The organism is Bradyrhizobium sp. Arg816 (assembly GCF_029989365.1).
GTDB lineage: Bacteria > Pseudomonadota > Alphaproteobacteria > Rhizobiales > Xanthobacteraceae > Bradyrhizobium.
The window spans coordinates 39,998-56,978 of sequence record NZ_JAPRAQ010000006.1; the positions used below are offsets into that span (position 1 = coordinate 39,998).

Annotated in this window: 15 protein-coding genes; 9 read left to right on the forward strand and 6 right to left on the reverse strand. The window is 63.0% G+C overall.

All coding sequences use genetic code 11. From position 1 onward, the window contains the following. Positions 1 to 252: 252 nt before the first annotated feature. Complete coding sequence (locus OWC48_RS16305) at positions 253 to 660, reverse strand: DUF6894 family protein (RefSeq protein ID WP_282520921.1); 408 nt, start codon at positions 658 to 660, stop codon at positions 253 to 255. Further along, a complete protein-coding gene (locus OWC48_RS16310; RefSeq protein ID WP_282520922.1) occupies positions 660 to 1,400 on the reverse strand; it encodes a Crp/Fnr family transcriptional regulator in 741 nt (246 codons plus the stop codon). The genes OWC48_RS16305 and OWC48_RS16310 overlap by 1 nt, the downstream gene beginning before the upstream one ends. 867 nt (positions 1,401 to 2,267) lie before the next feature. Here OWC48_RS16310 and OWC48_RS16320 point away from each other — a divergent pair. After that, positions 2,268 to 2,831, forward strand: coding sequence for a flavodoxin family protein (locus OWC48_RS16320; RefSeq protein WP_282520924.1), 564 nt, complete (start codon positions 2,268 to 2,270; stop codon positions 2,829 to 2,831). A gap of 188 nt (positions 2,832 to 3,019) precedes the next feature. Here the strand turns inward: OWC48_RS16320 and OWC48_RS16325 are convergent, their stop codons facing one another. Beyond that, positions 3,020 to 3,259: a hypothetical protein gene (locus OWC48_RS16325; RefSeq protein WP_282520925.1), complete on the reverse strand. Its 240-nt coding sequence runs from the start codon at positions 3,257 to 3,259 to the stop codon at positions 3,020 to 3,022. Positions 3,260 to 3,486: 227 nt separating this feature from the next. Between OWC48_RS16325 and topA the strand changes: the two genes are divergently transcribed. The 4 genes from topA to OWC48_RS16345 are packed head-to-tail and all read left to right on the forward strand — an operon-like array spanning position 3,487 to position 9,848. After that, on the forward strand, positions 3,487 to 6,228 hold the full coding sequence (gene topA, locus OWC48_RS16330) for a type I DNA topoisomerase (protein WP_282520926.1): 2,742 nt from the start codon (positions 3,487 to 3,489) through the stop codon (positions 6,226 to 6,228). A gap of 19 nt (positions 6,229 to 6,247) precedes the next feature. After that, a complete protein-coding gene (gene rnr, locus OWC48_RS16335) occupies positions 6,248 to 8,632 on the forward strand; it encodes a ribonuclease R (protein WP_282520927.1) in 2,385 nt (794 codons plus the stop codon). Then, the gene (locus OWC48_RS16340; protein WP_028155044.1) at positions 8,626 to 9,066 is read left to right on the forward strand and encodes a DUF983 domain-containing protein; all 441 of its coding nucleotides are present in this window, start codon (positions 8,626 to 8,628) and stop codon (positions 9,064 to 9,066) included. The genes rnr and OWC48_RS16340 overlap by 7 nt, the downstream gene beginning before the upstream one ends. Positions 9,067 to 9,098: 32 nt before the next feature. Continuing rightward, a complete protein-coding gene (locus OWC48_RS16345) occupies positions 9,099 to 9,848 on the forward strand; it encodes an NUDIX domain-containing protein (protein WP_282520928.1) in 750 nt (249 codons plus the stop codon). A 537-nt stretch (positions 9,849 to 10,385) separates the two neighbouring features. On the opposite strand, the gene OWC48_RS16350 is transcribed toward OWC48_RS16345, so the two are convergent. Both OWC48_RS16350 and OWC48_RS16355 read right to left on the reverse strand, forming a co-directional pair. Beyond that, complete coding sequence (locus OWC48_RS16350) at positions 10,386 to 11,234, reverse strand: metallophosphoesterase (RefSeq protein WP_282520929.1); 849 nt, start codon at positions 11,232 to 11,234, stop codon at positions 10,386 to 10,388. A gap of 76 nt (positions 11,235 to 11,310) precedes the next feature. Then, a complete protein-coding gene (locus OWC48_RS16355; protein ID WP_282520930.1) occupies positions 11,311 to 11,853 on the reverse strand; it encodes a hypothetical protein in 543 nt (180 codons plus the stop codon). A gap of 220 nt (positions 11,854 to 12,073) precedes the next feature. Here OWC48_RS16355 and OWC48_RS16360 point away from each other — a divergent pair, with 220 nt between their 5' ends. The 3 genes from OWC48_RS16360 (at position 12,074) to OWC48_RS16370 (ending at position 15,303) form a co-directional block, all read left to right on the forward strand. Further along, complete coding sequence (locus OWC48_RS16360) at positions 12,074 to 13,399, forward strand: LLM class flavin-dependent oxidoreductase (protein WP_282520931.1); 1,326 nt, start codon at positions 12,074 to 12,076, stop codon at positions 13,397 to 13,399. Between the two features lie 207 nt (positions 13,400 to 13,606). Next, positions 13,607 to 13,774 (forward strand): 50S ribosomal protein L33, encoded by a 168-nt coding sequence (gene rpmG / locus OWC48_RS16365; RefSeq protein WP_007603295.1) that lies wholly within the window; start codon positions 13,607 to 13,609, stop codon positions 13,772 to 13,774. 1,202 nt (positions 13,775 to 14,976) lie between these two features. After that, positions 14,977 to 15,303, forward strand: coding sequence for a BA14K family protein (locus OWC48_RS16370; RefSeq protein WP_063982797.1), 327 nt, complete (start codon positions 14,977 to 14,979; stop codon positions 15,301 to 15,303). A 158-nt stretch (positions 15,304 to 15,461) separates the two neighbouring features. Here OWC48_RS16370 and OWC48_RS16375 read toward each other — a convergent pair whose 3' ends face one another. Further along, the gene (locus OWC48_RS16375) at positions 15,462 to 15,734 is read right to left on the reverse strand and encodes a hypothetical protein (protein ID WP_282520932.1); all 273 of its coding nucleotides are present in this window, start codon (positions 15,732 to 15,734) and stop codon (positions 15,462 to 15,464) included. Positions 15,735 to 15,943: 209 nt separating this feature from the next. Between OWC48_RS16375 and OWC48_RS16380 the strand changes: the two genes are divergently transcribed. Further along, a complete protein-coding gene (locus OWC48_RS16380) occupies positions 15,944 to 16,798 on the forward strand; it encodes an SDR family NAD(P)-dependent oxidoreductase (protein WP_282520933.1) in 855 nt (284 codons plus the stop codon). The last annotated feature ends 183 nt before the right edge of the window (positions 16,799 to 16,981 follow it).

Consider the following 16,981-nt stretch of genomic DNA (forward strand, 5'->3'; position numbering starts at 1 on the left):
TCGCTAATTCGCGCCAGTATCTACCCTGATCTCGGGGGGCTGCTGAGGGACGGGCATAGGTCCCGTATCAATCGCCTGCCTTCTCAATCGCCTGCCTTCGCTCATGCGGCAGCGCGCGGCTTGGGTCGGTCTGCTTGTCGGTTGGTCCGCGGCGGAGAGGCTACCGAAGGGCGGCTTCGTTCGCAAAAAAGAGCGCGAAAGTCCGCACAACTGCCCTTCGAGGTCGTTAGCGGGCAAAGCAGCAAATGCCGATTACGCAGCATGGAAAGCGGAAAGATTGGCACGAATGGCATCGAATATTCTTCTGGTCCGTGTGAACTCCGCCCGAATTTCGTCCTTCAGCCTTTCGCTCCGCGCGGCTTGGCGCCGGCAATTTTCGAGCGCCAAGGCGTTTTCTCGCTTGATGCTAGAAATGTGTCTCACTGCCGACGGTCGCAGGACTTCGGAAAACGGTACCTGCATCAGTACATTTTTCTTATCGTCGATGATCTCGAACGCATCGCTTGTCGGATCCTGCCGCTCACGCAGCTTTTCAAAAGCGATAGTCAAGGCAGCCTCACAGGTATCGAGATAGGCGGCCTCGAGCGAGGAGAACTCCACCCCGATGTCGTCAACGCAAATCTCGCCTAGTGAGGTGTGGTTGATAAAGAAACGGGGCATCAGATTGCTCCTTCGTCGAAAAGTTTCACTCCGTCGAGATATTGCGGGTCGAATTCCGCGATTGCGTAAAGACCCTCTCTGTCCAAAATCGTAAGGTGGGTGCGGGTAAGCTCAATCAGACCCTGGCTCCGCAAGGTCTGCATCGTCCGGTTGATGTGCACCGACGACAACCCGAGAGTGTCTGCAAGATCGCGCTGGGTCAGCGGAAACTCGAAGGTTGCGCGGGCGCCGCGTCCACTGAGCTGCAAGCGGTGCGAAACTTCGCACAGAAAATGCGCTAGTCTGGTTTGGGCTGTGCGCTGTCCAAGCCAGACCATCCATTCCTGCTGAATCGCGGCCTGCGCGGCGGTCTCGAACCACAGCGCGCGCGCGATCGCCGGACGATTATTCATCAGCTCGTTCAACTGGCGCAGGGGAATTGAAAGACAGATCGCATCGGTGAGCGCATAGACCGATCTGCGGGATTGACGAAACACGATCTCGCCGGCATTCAGCGAATCTCCTTCCACGAACACCGCGACAATTTGCTGATTGCCGTCCGAGAAGGTGCGTACCGCTCGCGCCATACCGCTACAAAGAATGAGTAGCGACGACAATTCTGCGCCCTCTTCGATCAAGCATTCGCCTTTCAGCGCGCGCCGCGGCGCAGAAGCCGTTCGAAAAAGCGCCTGCTGATCTGATATCGGCAACGCCATCCGAAACGATAATTTGGTCACAAACGGCGCGAAGTTATGGGGCATCGATCTGTCTTGTGCTCTTGTCCGCTGCGGACTGTCGATGAGCCGGCGACGCGACCTTAGTCTGTCCGCTTGGGATAAGCTTTCCTGGCCGGGCAACCTCCAAAACCAGCCTCCTTGGTAAGGAGTCCAGGTATTCGGTTTGATTCCGGTACCCGAACGGTTTTTGTGCGCTGCGGCGCCGCAACAAGCCCTGCTGCCGGTTTAGTGGGTCACTGAAAAGCCCCGGCCCAAGCCGCCGAAATGCGATTGCCCCCTATCGGGTTTCAGCCGGCAGTTTTTCAACAGTCGACAGACCCATTACCGTCTCGGCGGCTGCAACCCCGGCGACGTCAGCCACTCCGTCATGTGAACCGCGATTTCGTCGAAACGTGCCCTACGGAGCAGAGATTCTCTCTTGGGACCTGGGGGGAGTTGTTTGGCCTGTTCGCGCAACTCTCGGGCTTCACTGGCAAGTCGCACATCAAGTGCGTCCACCTGTTTCACTCGTCTTCGTTTCATGTTCTCATCCCGGCTTGGAATTCCGCACGAATGGAATCTTCAACCGTCCTGACAATTGCGCGGTTCCGAAAGCGGGGTCGCCAAAACGTCGGCGAAATAACCTATGTTAATGGACGAGTGTTCAGACGGCGCGCGGTTATGGTCCCCTTCAGCTTGCCGGTGTTTCGAGACCAATCCTTCCAGCGGAATGCGGCAGGCTACCTACAGGATTGAACTGCCTTCACGCCGTCATGGCGAGCGGCTTATCCGTCGAAGAGCGAAGGCGGAAGCGAAGCAATCCAGACTGCTACCCGCGGAAAGACCCTGGATTGCTTCAATGACGACGCAGAGGGACTTGTACAAAAGATCGACGGCGTCAAAGATGGCTAGATGCCCACCATGCACCTGCTGGCCATCGTCTATTTTTCCATCACCGGCACCACCGAGGAGCTGGCGCATGCGGTGGCGCGCGGCGCGGCCGGGATGGCGGAGATCGCGCTTTGTCGGATCACCGGCGACGACATCGTGTCGGGCCGTTTCCAGAATGAGCGATTGCTGGAGACAATTGACCGCGCCGACGCGGTCGCATTTGGCAGCCCAACCTACATGGGCGGGCCGGCGGCGCAATTCAAAGCTTTTGCAGACGCTTCAAGCGACCGATGGACCCAGCAAAGATGGGCCAACAAGATCGCGGCCGGATTCACGACGGGTGCCTGCGCAGGCGGCGATCAACTGCACACGCTGACCTACTTTACGATCCTGGCTGCTCAGCACGGCATGCTCTGGTGCGGGCTCGATATTCCCGGAGGCGAGGATCCGAACGGCCGCAATCGATTAGGCAGCCAGCTTGGACTGGCGACGCATCTGGTCGAAGGCGCCTTGCCACACAGCGACCTCGGCACGGCCGAATATCTCGGCCAGCGATTGGCTAGAATGGCAAGCCGCAGCGGCTGACCGCGCCCGAGCAGCGCGCTCAATTCTCTCGCCGTCACCCTGAGGTGCTCGCCTCTTCGGCGAGCCTCGAAGGATGGGCGGCCCGGCTGCATCAGCAGGGCCGCCCATCCTTCGAGGCTCCCGGCGCGATGCCTTTGCATCGCGCCACTCGCGCCTCAGGATGACGGAATTGATGGAATTGCGCGCCGCTACGACAGCTTGCGCTTGCTCCGCAGCCGCAGGTGCTCGTCGGCCTCTAGCTTGGTCATGCCCAAGAGATAATGCAGCACGTCGAGCTTGTGGCGCTCGGCGAGCTTGCGCAACGCCGCGACCTGCTCGGCAATGAAGGCGACGGCCTCATCGACGCCGCCCTCCCCTGGTTCCTCGCCGCGCGAGCCCCCCGGCGCGCCTGATGCGGCGCGCGCCCGTTTCTTTCCTGGCTTAGTCACCAGACCCCACCCGAATCCATGCCCCGGGAGGACTCTACGCTGACATTGACCGCAACTCCAAGGTGGTATTTTGCAACTTTCTCGATATGAAACTTTTCCCATTCAGGGTGATTTCAACACCCCTCGATTTGACAGCGAGGGCCTCACCACCCATGTTCGGGTCGAAACGGCCGATCCGAATCTCATCGGAAGCGGCTCGTAATTTCCCCGTAAGTTACTGGAACTACATGAATATCGTCATTGTGGAGTCGCCGGCGAAAGCCAAGACGATCAACAAATATCTGGGCTCGTCCTACGAGGTTCTGGCCTCGTTCGGCCATGTCCGCGACCTCCCGGCGAAGAACGGTTCCGTCGATCCGGACGAAAATTTCAAGATGATCTGGGAGGTCGACCCCAAGGCGGCCGGCCGGCTCAACGATATCGCCAAGTCCCTGAAGAACGCCGACCGCTTGATTCTGGCGACCGACCCTGATCGCGAGGGCGAGGCCATCTCCTGGCACGTGCTGGAGGTGCTGAAGGAAAAGCGCGCGCTGAAGGATCAGAAGATCGAGCGCGTGGTGTTCAACGCCATCACCAAGCAGGCCGTCACGGATGCGATGAAGAATCCGCGCCAGATCGACGGCGCGCTGGTCGACGCCTATATGGCGCGCCGGGCGCTGGACTATCTGGTCGGCTTCACCCTCTCCCCCGTGCTGTGGCGCAAGCTGCCGGGCGCCCGCTCGGCCGGCCGCGTGCAGTCGGTGGCACTGCGGCTGGTCTGCGACCGCGAGCTCGAGATCGAAAAGTTCGTGCCGCGCGAGTACTGGTCGCTGATCGCGACCTTGCTGACGCCGCGCGGCGACGCCTTCGAGGCGCGCCTCGTCGGCGCCGACGGCAAGAAGATCCAGCGGCTCGACGTCGGCAGCGGCGCGGAAGCGGAAGACTTCAAGAAGGCGCTGGAAGCAGCCGCCTATGCCGTGACCTCGGTCGATGCGAAGCCGGCCCGGCGCAATCCGCAGGCCCCTTTCACCACCTCGACGCTGCAGCAGGAAGCCAGCCGCAAATACGGCTTTGCGCCGGCGCACACGATGCGCATCGCCCAACGCCTCTATGAGGGCATCGACATCGGCGGCGAGACCACCGGACTCATTACTTATATGCGTACCGACGGCGTGCAGATCGATCCGTCCGCGATCACCCAGGCGCGCAAGGTGATCGGCGAGGATTACGGCAACGCCTATGTGCCGGAGGCCCCGCGCCAGTACCAGGCCAAGGCCAAGAACGCCCAGGAAGCGCACGAAGCGATCCGCCCGACCGACATGTCGCGCCGCCCCGACAGCATGAGCCGCAAGCTCGATGCCGACCAGGCGCGACTCTATGAGCTGATCTGGAAGCGCACCATCGCGAGCCAGATGGAATCGGCCGAGCTCGAGCGCACCACCGTCGACATCACTGCGAAGGCAGGCTCCCGCACGCTGGAGCTGCGGGCGACGGGCCAGGTCGTCAAGTTCGACGGTTTTCTGGCGCTCTATCAGGAAGGCCGCGACGACGAGGAGGACGAGGACTCCCGCCGCCTGCCCGCGATGAGCCCGAACGACGCGCTCAAGCGGCAGTCGCTCGCCGTCACCCAGCACTTCACCGAGCCGCCGCCGCGCTTCTCGGAAGCCTCGCTGGTCAAGCGCATGGAAGAGCTCGGCATCGGCCGTCCCTCGACCTATGCCTCGATCCTCCAGGTCCTGAAGGACCGCGGCTACGTCAAGCTGGAGAAGAAGCGCCTGCACGGCGAGGACAAGGGCCGCGTTGTGGTCGCCTTCCTCGAAAGCTTCTTCAGCCGCTACGTCGAATATGACTTCACCGCCAATCTGGAGGAGCAGCTCGACCGCATCTCCAACAACGAGATCTCCTGGCAGCAGGTGCTGAAGGATTTCTGGACCGGCTTCATCGGCGCCGTCGACGAGATCAAGGATCTGCGCGTAGCCCAGGTGCTCGACGTGCTCGACGACATGTTGGGCCAGCACATCTATCCGCCCCGTGCCGATGGCGGCGATATCAGGCAGTGCCCGAGCTGCGGCAACGGCCGGCTCAATCTCAAGGCCGGCAAGTTCGGCGCCTTCGTCGGCTGCTCGAACTATCCGGAATGCCGCTACACCCGCCAGCTCGCCGCCGACAGCGAGACCACCGCCGACCGTTCGCTCGGCCAGGCCCCTGATACGGGTCGCGATGTCTGGGTCAAGGCCGGCCGCTTCGGGCCGTATATCCAGCTCGGCGAGCAGAAGGATTATGAGGAAGGCGAGAAGCCGAAGCGCGCGGGCATCCCGAAGGGCACCTCGCCGGGCGATGTCGAGCTCGAGCTTGCGCTGAAGCTGTTGTCGCTGCCGCGCGAGATCGGCAAGCATCCGGAGACCGGCCAGCCGATCACGGCAGGTCTCGGCCGTTTCGGGCCGTTCGTGAAGCACGAGAAGACCTACGCCAGCCTGGAGAGCGGCGACGAGGTCTTCGATATCGGCCTCAACCGCGCGGTGACGCTGATCGCGGAGAAGGTCGCCAAGGGCCCGAGCCGCCGCTTCGGCGCCGACCCCGGCAAGGCGATCGGCGATCATCCGACCCTCGGCACCGTCACGGTGAAGAGCGGCCGCTACGGCGCCTATGTCACGGCAGGCGGCGTCAACGCGACGATCCCGGCCGAGTTCGAAAAGGACACCGTCACGCTGCCGCAGGCGATCGCGCTGATCGACGAGCGCGCGGCCAAGGGCGGCGGCAAGACCAAGGCGAAGAAAGCCGCGAAGCCGGCCAAGGCCAAGAAGGCTGCGGAGAAGGCCGGCGATGACGCCGCGCCGAAGCCGAAGAAACCGGCCGCGAAGAAGGCGGCCAAACCCAAATCCGAATCCACCAGCAAGGCGCGCGCCGCCGTGTCGACGATCGCAAAAACGTCGCCGACCAAGACCGCCGCCCCCAAGGCTCCGGCCAAGAAGAGTGCCGGCAAGACCTAGATCAAGAATTAGAGGTTAAGTGAAACGCAAGAATGACCATGGCTTTCCCGACCGGAGCGCCATCGTCGCCTTCATCAAGGCAAATCCCGGAAAGGTCGGGACCCGCGAAATTGCGCGCGAGTTCGGCCTGAAGAACGCCGATCGCATCGAGCTCAAGCGCATGCTGCGCGAGCTCGCCGACGACGGCACCATCAAGAAAAAGCGCCACAAGGTTTCCGAGCCGGACAGCCTGCCGCCGACGCTGGTTGCCGACATCACCGGCCGTGACAGTGACGGCGAGCTGATCGCCTCCCCCACCGAATGGGACGAGGTCGAAAGCGGCGAACCGCCAAAAATCCTCATCGTCATGCCGCGCCGGCCAAAGCCGGGCACCGCGGCCGGAATCGGCGATCGCGCGCTGCTGCGCGTCGAGCGCTCGGACGAGAACGAAGGCCCGGCCTATCGCGGCCACATCATCAAGGTCTTCGACAAGACGAAGAGCCGCATCCTCGGCGTGTTCCGCAGTCTGCCCGAAGGCGGCGGACGGCTGGTCCCGGTCGACAAGAAGTCTGCCGACCGCGAGCTGAACATCGCCGCGGCCGACGCACACGGCGCGCAGGACGGCGACCTCGTCAGCGTCGACATCATCCGCTCGCGCGCGTTTGGGCTGGCCTCGGGCCGGGTCAAGGAGAAGCTCGGCTCGGTCAAGTCGGAGAAGGCGATCAGCCTGATCGCGATCTACGCGCACGACATCCCCCTGCAGTTCCGGCCCGCGGCAGAGCGTGAAGCCGAAGCGGCGGAGCCCGCCAATCTGAAGGGACGTGAAGACTGGCGCGACGTGCCGCTCGTCACCATCGATCCGCCGGATGCGAAGGATCACGACGACGCGGTGCATGCGCAACCCGACCCTGATCCGAACAACAGAGGCGGCTTCATCGTCGACGTCGCCATCGCGGACGTGAGCTTCTACGTGCGGCCGGGCACCGCGCTCGACCGCGATGCGCTCGATCGCGGCAACTCGGTTTATTTCCCGGACCGCGTCGTGCCGATGCTGCCCGAGCGCATCTCGAACAATCTCTGCTCGCTGGTGCCGGGCGAGCCGCGCGGCGCGCTCGCAGTGCGGATGGTGCTGGGCCCCGACGGGCGCAAGCGCTCGCACAGCTTCCACCGCATCCTGATGCGCTCGGCGGCGAAACTGAACTATGCGCAGGCGCAGGCCGCGATCGACGGCCGGCCCGACGATACCACCGGCCCGCTGCTCGATCCGATCCTGAGGCCGCTTTACGCCGCTTATGCCTGCGCCAAACGCGCCCGCGACGAGCGTGATCCGCTCAATCTCGATCTGCCCGAGCGCAAGATCCTGTTGAAGAGCGACGGCACGGTCGATCGCGTCGTCGTGCCCGAACGTCTCGATGCGCACAAGCTGATCGAGGAGTTCATGATCCTCGCCAACGTCGCGGCAGCCGAGATGCTGGAGAAGAAGTCTCTCCCGCTGATCTACCGCGTGCACGACGAGCCGACGCTGGAGAAGGTCCACGCACTCGCGGAGTTTCTGGAGACGCTGGACGTTCCGTTCGCGAAAGGCGGCGCGCTGCGGCCCGCTTTGTTCAACCGCGTGCTGGCGCAGCTCGAAGGCCATGACCACTTCCCGCTGGTGAGCGAGGTCGTGCTGCGCGCCCAGGCCCAGGCCGAATATTCCGCCGAGAATTACGGTCATTTCGGCCTGAACGTGCGCCGCTACGCGCATTTCACCTCGCCGATCCGCCGCTATGCCGACCTCGTCGTGCACCGCGCGCTGGTCCGCGCGCTCGGCCTCGGCGAAGGCGCCCTGCCCGACAGCGAGACGCCGGAAAGCCTTGGCGAGGTCGCAGCCCACATCTCGGTAACCGAACGGCGCGCGATGAAGGCGGAGCGCGAGACCGTCGACCGGCTGATCGCCCATCACCTCGCCGACCGCATCGGCGCGAGTTTCCAGAGCCGCGTCTCCGGCGTCACCCGCGCCGGCCTGTTCGTCAAGCTCGCAGAGACCGGCGCCGACGGCCTGATCCCGATCCGATCCCTTGGCACGGAATATTTCAACTATGACGAGAGCCGGCACGCGCTCGTCGGCACGCGCAGCGGCACCATGCATCAGCTGGGTGACGTCGTTGACGTCCGTCTGATAGAAGCAGCTCCCATCGCAGGCGCGCTGCGCTTCGAGCTGCTGTCGTCGACCGGCGAGACCGCGCCGCGCGGCCGCAGGCCATCCGGTCCGCAACGCCGCCCCTCGTTCAAGGCGCATCCCGGACGCAGCCCGGCGAAGAAACACAAGCCGGCGAAACAGAAGAAGCCCGGCAAGGGCAAGAAGGCCCAAGGTAAGAACCAAGGTAAGAACCAAGGCAAGAACAAAGGGAAAGGCAAGGGCCAGAAGGGCAAGGCATGGTGACGACGAGCACGGCCCCGAAGATCTGGACGCGCGAGACCGGCCTCGTCGAGAAGCGCGACGTCTGGACGGCCATGAAGCGAGGCTTCCGCGGCCGATGCCCGCGCTGCGGCGAGGGCAAGCTGTTCCGTGCTTTCCTCAAAACCGCGGACAATTGTGCGGTTTGCGGCCTCGACTTCACGCCGCACCGCGCCGACGATCTGCCGGCCTATCTCGTCATCGTCATCGTCGGCCACATCGTGGTGCCCACGATCCTCTGGATCGAGACCAACTACACCACGCCGGTCTGGCTCAGCTTCGCGGCCTATCTGCCCTTCACCTTCGTCGCCTCGCTCGCGTTGCTCCAGCCGGTCAAGGGAGCTGTGGTCGGTCTGCAATGGGCTCTGCGCATGCACGGCTTTGACGACAACCCTCCGGATGGTATTCCGCCGGTCTAAGCAAATAATCAAAAAGCGGTTTGGGTGAGGACATGACGGACACGTCGCAGGCAGCCGAGAAGGCCAAGATCCACGAGGGCAAGGAAGCCGACCACCATCCCTATTTCCGTCCCCGCGATGCGGCGACGCTGATCCTGGTCGACCGTAGCGGCAACATCCCAAAAGTCCTGGTCGGCAAGCGCCACGACAAGGTGGTGTTCATGCCCGGAAAGTTCGTCTTCCCCGGCGGTCGTGTCGACAAGGACGACTATCGCGTGCCGTGTGCTGCATCCATCACCGCCGAGCTGGAAGCCAATCTCGCCAAGGGCAGCCCGAAGACTCCGGCCTCGCGCGCCAAGTCGCTGGCGATTGCCGCAATCCGCGAGGCCTGCGAAGAGACCGGCCTCTGCCTCGGACGCAAGACCGAGGGGAAAGCAAAACTCGAGGGCGCCTGGAAGCCGTTCGCGGATGCGGGCCTGCTGCCCGACCCCTCAAGCCTGTTCCTGATCGCGCGCGCCATCACCCCGCCCGGCCGCGTCAAGCGCTTCGATACCCGCTTCTTCACCGCGGATGCGTCCGCGATCACCCACCGCGTCGAGGGCGTGATCCATGCGGATGCCGAGCTGGTCGAGCTGGTCTGGGTCGAGCTCGGCTCGAGGCCGCTCGCCGATCTGCATCCGATGACACGCAACGTGCTCAACGAGCTCGATGCGCGCCTTGCCACCGGCCCGCTCCGCCACGATGCGCCGGTGCCGTTCTTCCATTTCTACGGCGGCAAGATGCAGAAGGATATCTTGAGCTGATCCAGCCACCGAGCTCTCCAGGCTCGTTCACGCGATCAGCAAACTCAGCGCGGCACCTCTGAAGGCGCGGTCTTCGCTGCCACCTTGTCCGTGACCGATCGCCCAGTACTGCGGCCACACAAGCTGCTCCAACCCTCGCGCCGTCGCAGAGGTGAAGGACGACCAACGCGGGGAGCCGTGATCGCGGTATAGGAGACCGCCGGGGCCCATATCCGGATAGAAAGCGACGTGAATATCGAAATCGCCGCCTGCCGGAAAATCAGGTCCGAACCAATAGGATGGACTGCGTCCCGGTTGGCGCCCTACGATGGCTGTCAGAGTTTGCTTCGGTCCCCTGAGACCAAGCCAGAACGGCGCGATCGAACCAGGCGCGAAGGCCGTGAAAATCGTCTGAGCTGATGCGACATCGGTCGCGGCACTTCGTCCGACCAGTCTCAGCTCGATCCTGTGTCCGCTCTCCACACATCCGCTGAACGGCGCTTCGGCTTCCCCGGGCGGCAGCTCCCTCCATTTGGCGGGATCAGTATCCCGTAGCGGTCATTCCATCCTCTCCCTGACAACGCCGTCGGTATCGAGCACCTGATAACGCAGGCCTTCCTCGTCCAGCGCGGCTTGAACGCAATGCAGATACTCGACGCCTTCCGGCATCCTGTGCGCCGTTCCCGCGCCCGCAGTGCATATCTGCAGGACACCGCGATGCGCCTGGACGTCGAAGGCGAGGATGTGGCTGCACAGATAGGCAAGCACGTTTTCGTTCACCAGGATGTCCCAGAACGGGCGGGCATATTCGTGGCCGATCTCGCGCTGATACGTCCCCGTAAAGCCGTTGACGGGAAACACCGGGTGATGACCAAGGACGAGCTTGTGCCGGGCGTCACTATTTTCTCTGAGCGTCGCTTCCAGCCACCCGAGCTCGAGATGGCCCTCACCTCCAAGGCCGCTCCAGAGCGTGTTGACGAACACCATCAGGAGGTCGCCGCGCCGCACGAAGTAGGAGAGACCCGCTTGCCCCGGCGGCCCGTTCTTCGGCAGCGCGAGCACTGCGCGAAACACCGCCTCGCTCATCACATCATAGGTCGTGTGATTGCCGGTTGTGTGCCACATCGGAATGGCCGCACGGTCGAGCCATGCCATTTCCGTATCCAGCCAACAGCGCCACTGCGCGTGCAGCGCGCCCGGATCCGGCGTCAATCCGATGATTTCATCGCCCGGGAAGAGAACGAATTCAGGCTGCGGTCTCAGGCGTTGAACGACCGCATTGACCGAGGCGAAGGTCTTCTCGTGCAAGCCATCCGGCACGCCCGAACAGGAGTCGCCATACAACAGGAATTGGTGGCCCTTGCCGCGCGGCAGAATCGCGGGAATGGAGTTATTCGCTGAGGTCATGGCCTTCCATTGCGGTTTCGGCCGCGAGGATGGCAATTTCCGCAACGGGTAGCAACAGGCCGTGGCTGGACCTCAATCAGGAATCATCGGGCTCGGTGCCAACATAGTCGCGCGCCGGCAGTTTCAGGACGCGGCCGATCTCGCTTGCGAGCTTGTCCGCCTCCTCGCGCTTCGTGAAGCTCTGAAGCGTGATCGGCTCGGTGCCCCTGTTGCCGCAGAGATTGACGTCGTAGGTCGTCAGATCCGCATCGTAGTCGTCGGTGATGCTGACGAAGTGATAGTCGGCGAGATCGCGCTGACTGCGGATATTGAGCGGGCCGAACTGCCTGGTGATGACGATCTGGCGCAGCGTCTCGTTGAGTACGACGAAGGTGCGGAACGTCAGCAGGATGATTCCGGGGATGCCGACGAGCAGTCCCAACCCCGTGAACACCAGCACCGGCACGAGATCATCGGCGAGCCGGCCAAAACCGGAAAAATCCTGGCGCAGGCCGAGCGCGACGTTCCACAAGAGATAACCGCTCGCGGCCAGCAGCGGCAGCGACAGCAGGCGGCCGACCCATGGCATGGGCCGGTCGATGCGGACGGTGCCGCCGTCCACGGTCATTGCACCTGCCATTGAAGGTCTCCTCACGGGTCTTGGCTTGGTCGGGGCGAGCGGCGGATCGGTTCGATGGCTCCCCCTTGTCATTCCGGGGCGTGCGCAGCGCGAGCCCGGAATGACGCGATTGTGCTGAGCATGTCGCGAAAAACGAAAAAATCTTCCCGCCTCCCCCGATGGCGGAGTTCCCAGGCGTCCCTATGTCTTCCCCAACGACACCCAGAACGGATACGGGGCGATGGCACAACGGCAACTCAAGCTTGGCGCGTTCATGCGCCCGATCAGCATCCATACCGGCGCCTGGCGCTATCCGGGGGCCTGGCCGGACGCCAATTTCAACTTCGGCCACATCAAGACGCTGATCCAGAAGCTCGAGGCCGGCAAGTTCGACGCCTTCTTCATGGCCGATCACCTCGCCGTGCTGAACATGCCGGTCAACGCGCTCAAGCGCAGCCACACCGTGACCTCGTTCGAGCCGTTCACGCTGCTGTCGGCGCTGTCCGCCGTCACCGAGCGCATCGGCCTGATCGCGACGGGCTCGACGACCTTTGACGAGCCCTACCACGTGGCACGGCGCTTCGCCTCGCTCGACCATCTCAGCGGCGGGCGCGCGGGCTGGAACATCGTCACCACCTCGAATCCGGACGCGGCGCTGAATTTCGGCCTCGACGACCACATGGAGCATGCCGAGCGCTACAAGCGCGCCCGCGAGTTCTACGACGTGGTCACCGGCCTCTGGGATTCCTTCACCGACGACGCCTTCGTGCGCGACGTCGAAAGCGGCGTGTTCGTCGATCCCGCGAAGATGCACGTGCTCGACCACAACGGCAAATATCTGAAGGTGCGCGGCCCCCTCAACATCGCCCGCCCCGTGCAGGGCTGGCCGGTGATCGTGCAGGCCGGCGCATCGGAGGACGGCAGGCAGCTTGCGGCGGAGACGGCGGAAGCCGTGTTCACCGGCGGCGGCCCCCTCGCCGACGGCCAGAAGCTCTATGCCGACATCAAGGGCCGCATGGAGAAGATCGGCCGCGACCCCGAACATCTCAAGATTCTTCCCGGCGCCTTCGTCGTGGTCGGCGACAGCGTCGATGAGGCCAAGGAGAAGCGCGCCCTCCTCGACAGCCGCGTGCATTACGACAGCGCCATCGCCTCGCTCTCGGTCATCCTCGGCACGGACGCCTCAGGCTTCGATCCGGACGGGCAACTGCCGGAGATTCCGGAGACCAACGCCAGCAAGAGCGGCCGACAGCGCATGATCGACGTCGCCAAGCGCGACAAGCTCACGGTGCGCCAGCTCGCCCAGCGCGTCGGCGGCTATGGCGGGTTGTCCTTCGTCGGCACCGCCAAGACCATCGCCGACCAGATGGAGGAATGGCTGGTCGGGCGCGGCTCCGACGGCTTCAACATCATGTTCCCGTTCCTGCCCGCCGGCCTCGACGATTTCGTCGACAAGGTGGTGCCGGAGCTGCAGCGGCGCGGGATTTTCCGCAAAGAGTATGAAGGGGCCACTTTGAGGGAGAATCTGGGCCTGCCGCGGCCGAAAAACCGGTTCTTCGAGGCGTAATGGGACCGTTTTGGGTGGTTTTCCGCACTAGAGCCCCGTTCGGGGCTCTAGGTTGTTGTTTTTGACGCGTTTTCTTGACGCGAACCGGTGCCCACTTCGCTCGAAAACGCTTCGAAACCTTGACATCAGGCGGTTTCTGGCTAGGTTGCCGGCCAACGCGGGCCGTTTGGCCGGCTCCAGATTCCCTTCATTCCTGAGGTTCTGAACATGGCCAAAGCGGTCACCATCAAGGTCAAGCTCGTGTCCTCGGCTGACACCGGCTTCTACTACGTCGCCAAGAAGAATTCGCGCACCATGACCGACAAGCTGGTCAAGAAGAAGTACGATCCGGTCGCGCGCAAGCACGTCGAATTCCGCGAAGCCAAGATCAAGTAAGAAGATCAAGTAAGATCGCGGATTAAGCTACGGACTTTTGACGGGGCCTCACGGCCCCGTTTTTATTTGTGCCCTCTCATGTCGGGGCGCGAGACCGAAGCTGACGCCCTGCTCTTTCTCCACGCCGTCGTTGCGAGGAGCTGTTGCGACGAAGCAATCCAGAGCCGTTTCGCAGAGGGCCACGCTTGGTGCGGATGGCGAGCTTATAGGCAGATACCCCCCCTCAACCCTCGGTTGCCCAATCCGGAATGTATGTTACCGTGCATTTACCGGGGCGGCATCTCCGTCCCGGATTTGGGAAGGACATGCTCATGAAATTATCGTCAAGCTTTGTCGTGCCCTCAGCCATCGCTGTCTTGTCAACTGCCTTGCTGTGCGCTCCGGCAGCGTCGCAAATCCCGACTGGCTCCGCCGCCACGCTTCCTCCTGTCACGGTCGACGCGCCGAAACAGGTGGCAAAGCCGCACGTGTCGGAGCGGGGAGCAAACACAACGGCGCCGCGTCGGACTGCGTCAACCACTCGAACGTCAACCACGAGCACGCCTTCGTATGCGCCGGGTTCGGCGATGGGGAGGCTTGCCAGCCTGGAGAAAGTCGCCAGCAGCTGCAACGGTGGCTGTGCATCAAGCTTCCCAAGCGGCAAAGATCCCTGGGTTGGATGCAGCGAGTCGGGCGGCGGTCTGAACTATGGACCTTTCTCGCCAACGTGCCGAGACACCATCACCCATACATCCTACGAGGGTTGCGTCGAAACCAAGGTGTTCCTGGGCGAAAACCGAAACAGGGCCCACTGGTTTTGCAGCAGCCTGCAGGCCGGCAACAGGTTTAAGGTCGCCGAACTCAAGCGATCAGGACGTCGCTAGTCCATACCGCCCGGCGGCCTTCTGTTTCAGTTGAACCTGGACCCGATGTCAGCCAGCGCTGGCCGCAGCCAGCCCAGCGTCGCCCGCCGGTCGCGCGCAAGCGCACCGTCGAGGTGACGCTGCGCTGCGTCCGGGGAACGAGAGCAAAGGCAGGCGTGCGCCCGGCGCGCGGTGGACCATTCTTCCCGTTCCGCAAGCAAACGATTCTTTCTGCATTTGAACGACGAGATCGCGCCAGGTCGCGCGCATGCGATCAAACGCGCTTGTTCAGCGCAGATGTCGATCCAACTCCTCTCGCACCGGCAGCACAATTGCACCGGGCAATGATGGAGATGGACGATGACTGGACTTAAAATTCTCGCTGCCGTGGCTTTGTTGTCGGGCCTGACCGCAAGCGCCGCCTACGCGCAATCCGGCTTTGCGAGCAGTCATCCGGATACGTACGAGGCCGAAAACCCCAATCGCAACCTGAACGGCACGCTGACGCCGGCAGGTCGGCTGGGCCTCGAATTGCCGGATGGCGCAGCTCCTGCGCAAGGCGCGGACAGCGCCATGGCTCGCGCGGATGGCACGGCTTCACGTTCCTGCGCGGAGCGTTATCGATCCTACGATCCGGCAACGAGCACCTACCTCGGGTGGGATGGCAACCGCCATATTTGCAGGTAACGCAAAGCCGCAGCGCGAAGGCAGCCGGCATCGAAACGGCCGGCGCTGGCCCACGGGCTGCGCCTTCCGCTGCCCGCATCGGCCAAGGTGAACGTCGTGGCGTCCTAAAGCGCAATGAGATCGGAATGAATCGTCATCACCACTTTAGCGTCCGCTCGTTATTGCAGTCCCAACCCGCTGCAATACCACGCCATGTCTTCGTGTCTCCAGCCGCGCTTGACGCCTGATTGCTTGCATTCATCGTAGGTCTTGAAGTTCGCTCCGTTTCGGCAACCTGCCGGATAGGTCCCGAAACCGCCACCCGACGTCGAACATGCGACCGGGCTAACCTTCGTTTCCGAGATCGGGGCAGCAGCGGCTTTGGGGGCGGCGCTGGCTGCACTGATCGACAGAATGGTCAAACCCGCAAGTAGAAAAAATGAAGCTTTCATCATCTTCCCCCGAATGGAGGATAGCCGCCATGCTATCCCAGGATGTATGATAGCAGACAACACAACCAGCGCCAAGGCGCCTCCATGTCAGCCATGGGCAGCCACGAACGGGGATCCGGCACGCTTCCCGATCGCTCGAAAACGCGGTCATATGGCGTCCGGGGACACTTTGGCGTTTTGGGGCAAGGGTATCCGCTTGCACGGGGAGAATGCGCGTGAAGGAACTCGCTGGAAAAACTGCGTTCGTGACCGGTGCAGCGTCAGGCATTGGACTGGGGATCGCAACCGCCTTCGCCCAAGCGGGGGCGAAAGTCATGCTTTGCGACATTGAAGAAGCGGCTCTGTCCGCGGCGCTCGAGCAACTGAGGCTCACCAACGTCGATGTCGACGGCGTGAAAGCGGACGTTTCACTCAAAGCCGAACTCGTGGCGGCCGCCGAAGCCACGACTGCCCGCTATGGCAAGGTGCATATCCTCGTCAACAACGCGGGCGTCGGCGGCGGTGGGGCCTATGGCGCCTGGACCGAGGCGTCGTGGAACTGGACCCTGGGCGTCAACCTGATGGCGACCATTTGGGGGATCGAGATTTTCGGGCCGTTGATCGAGCAGCATGGCGAGGGTGGACACATCGTCTCCACAGCCTCGATCGCCGGCCTCATTTCAGGGGAGAGCAATGCATACAACGTCTCCAAGTATGGCGTTGTCGCGCTGTCCGAGGGCCTGCGGCGTGAACTCGCGCCCCGAGGGATTGGCGTATCGGTGCTGTGTCCAGGGATCATCCGCACTCAAATCATGAACTCACGACGCAACCTCCCCAAGCGCTTCGAGGGGGCGCTCCCTGCCCTGCCGACTTCGGGCCCACGTGCCGAGTGGATCAATATCCTCCGGGAACGCATTTCTCAGGGCATAGAACCCAACTATGTCGGTGAACTCGTCCGCGAAGGCGTCGAAAAGGACTTGCCATACATCTTCACCGACCTCGAATTTGAGCCGATGATCGAAGCGCGCTTCGCCGCAATCAAGCAAGGCTTTGACCACATCCGCGGGCGCACCGCGAAACGTTGAGCGCGCAGCCCTTCCACCAGCCTTGGCGGCGAAAACGAATATTCGGATCGGGCTGAAACCGGCTCCAAAGCCGTTGCGCAGTGGACCGCCAATGTCTCAGTTGGGTCAAAATGCGAAGAACGCGGAGTGAGCAAAGTCAGTCCGCTCTACCCCACCAAGCGGACCTCAACGAAAGGTGTCGCC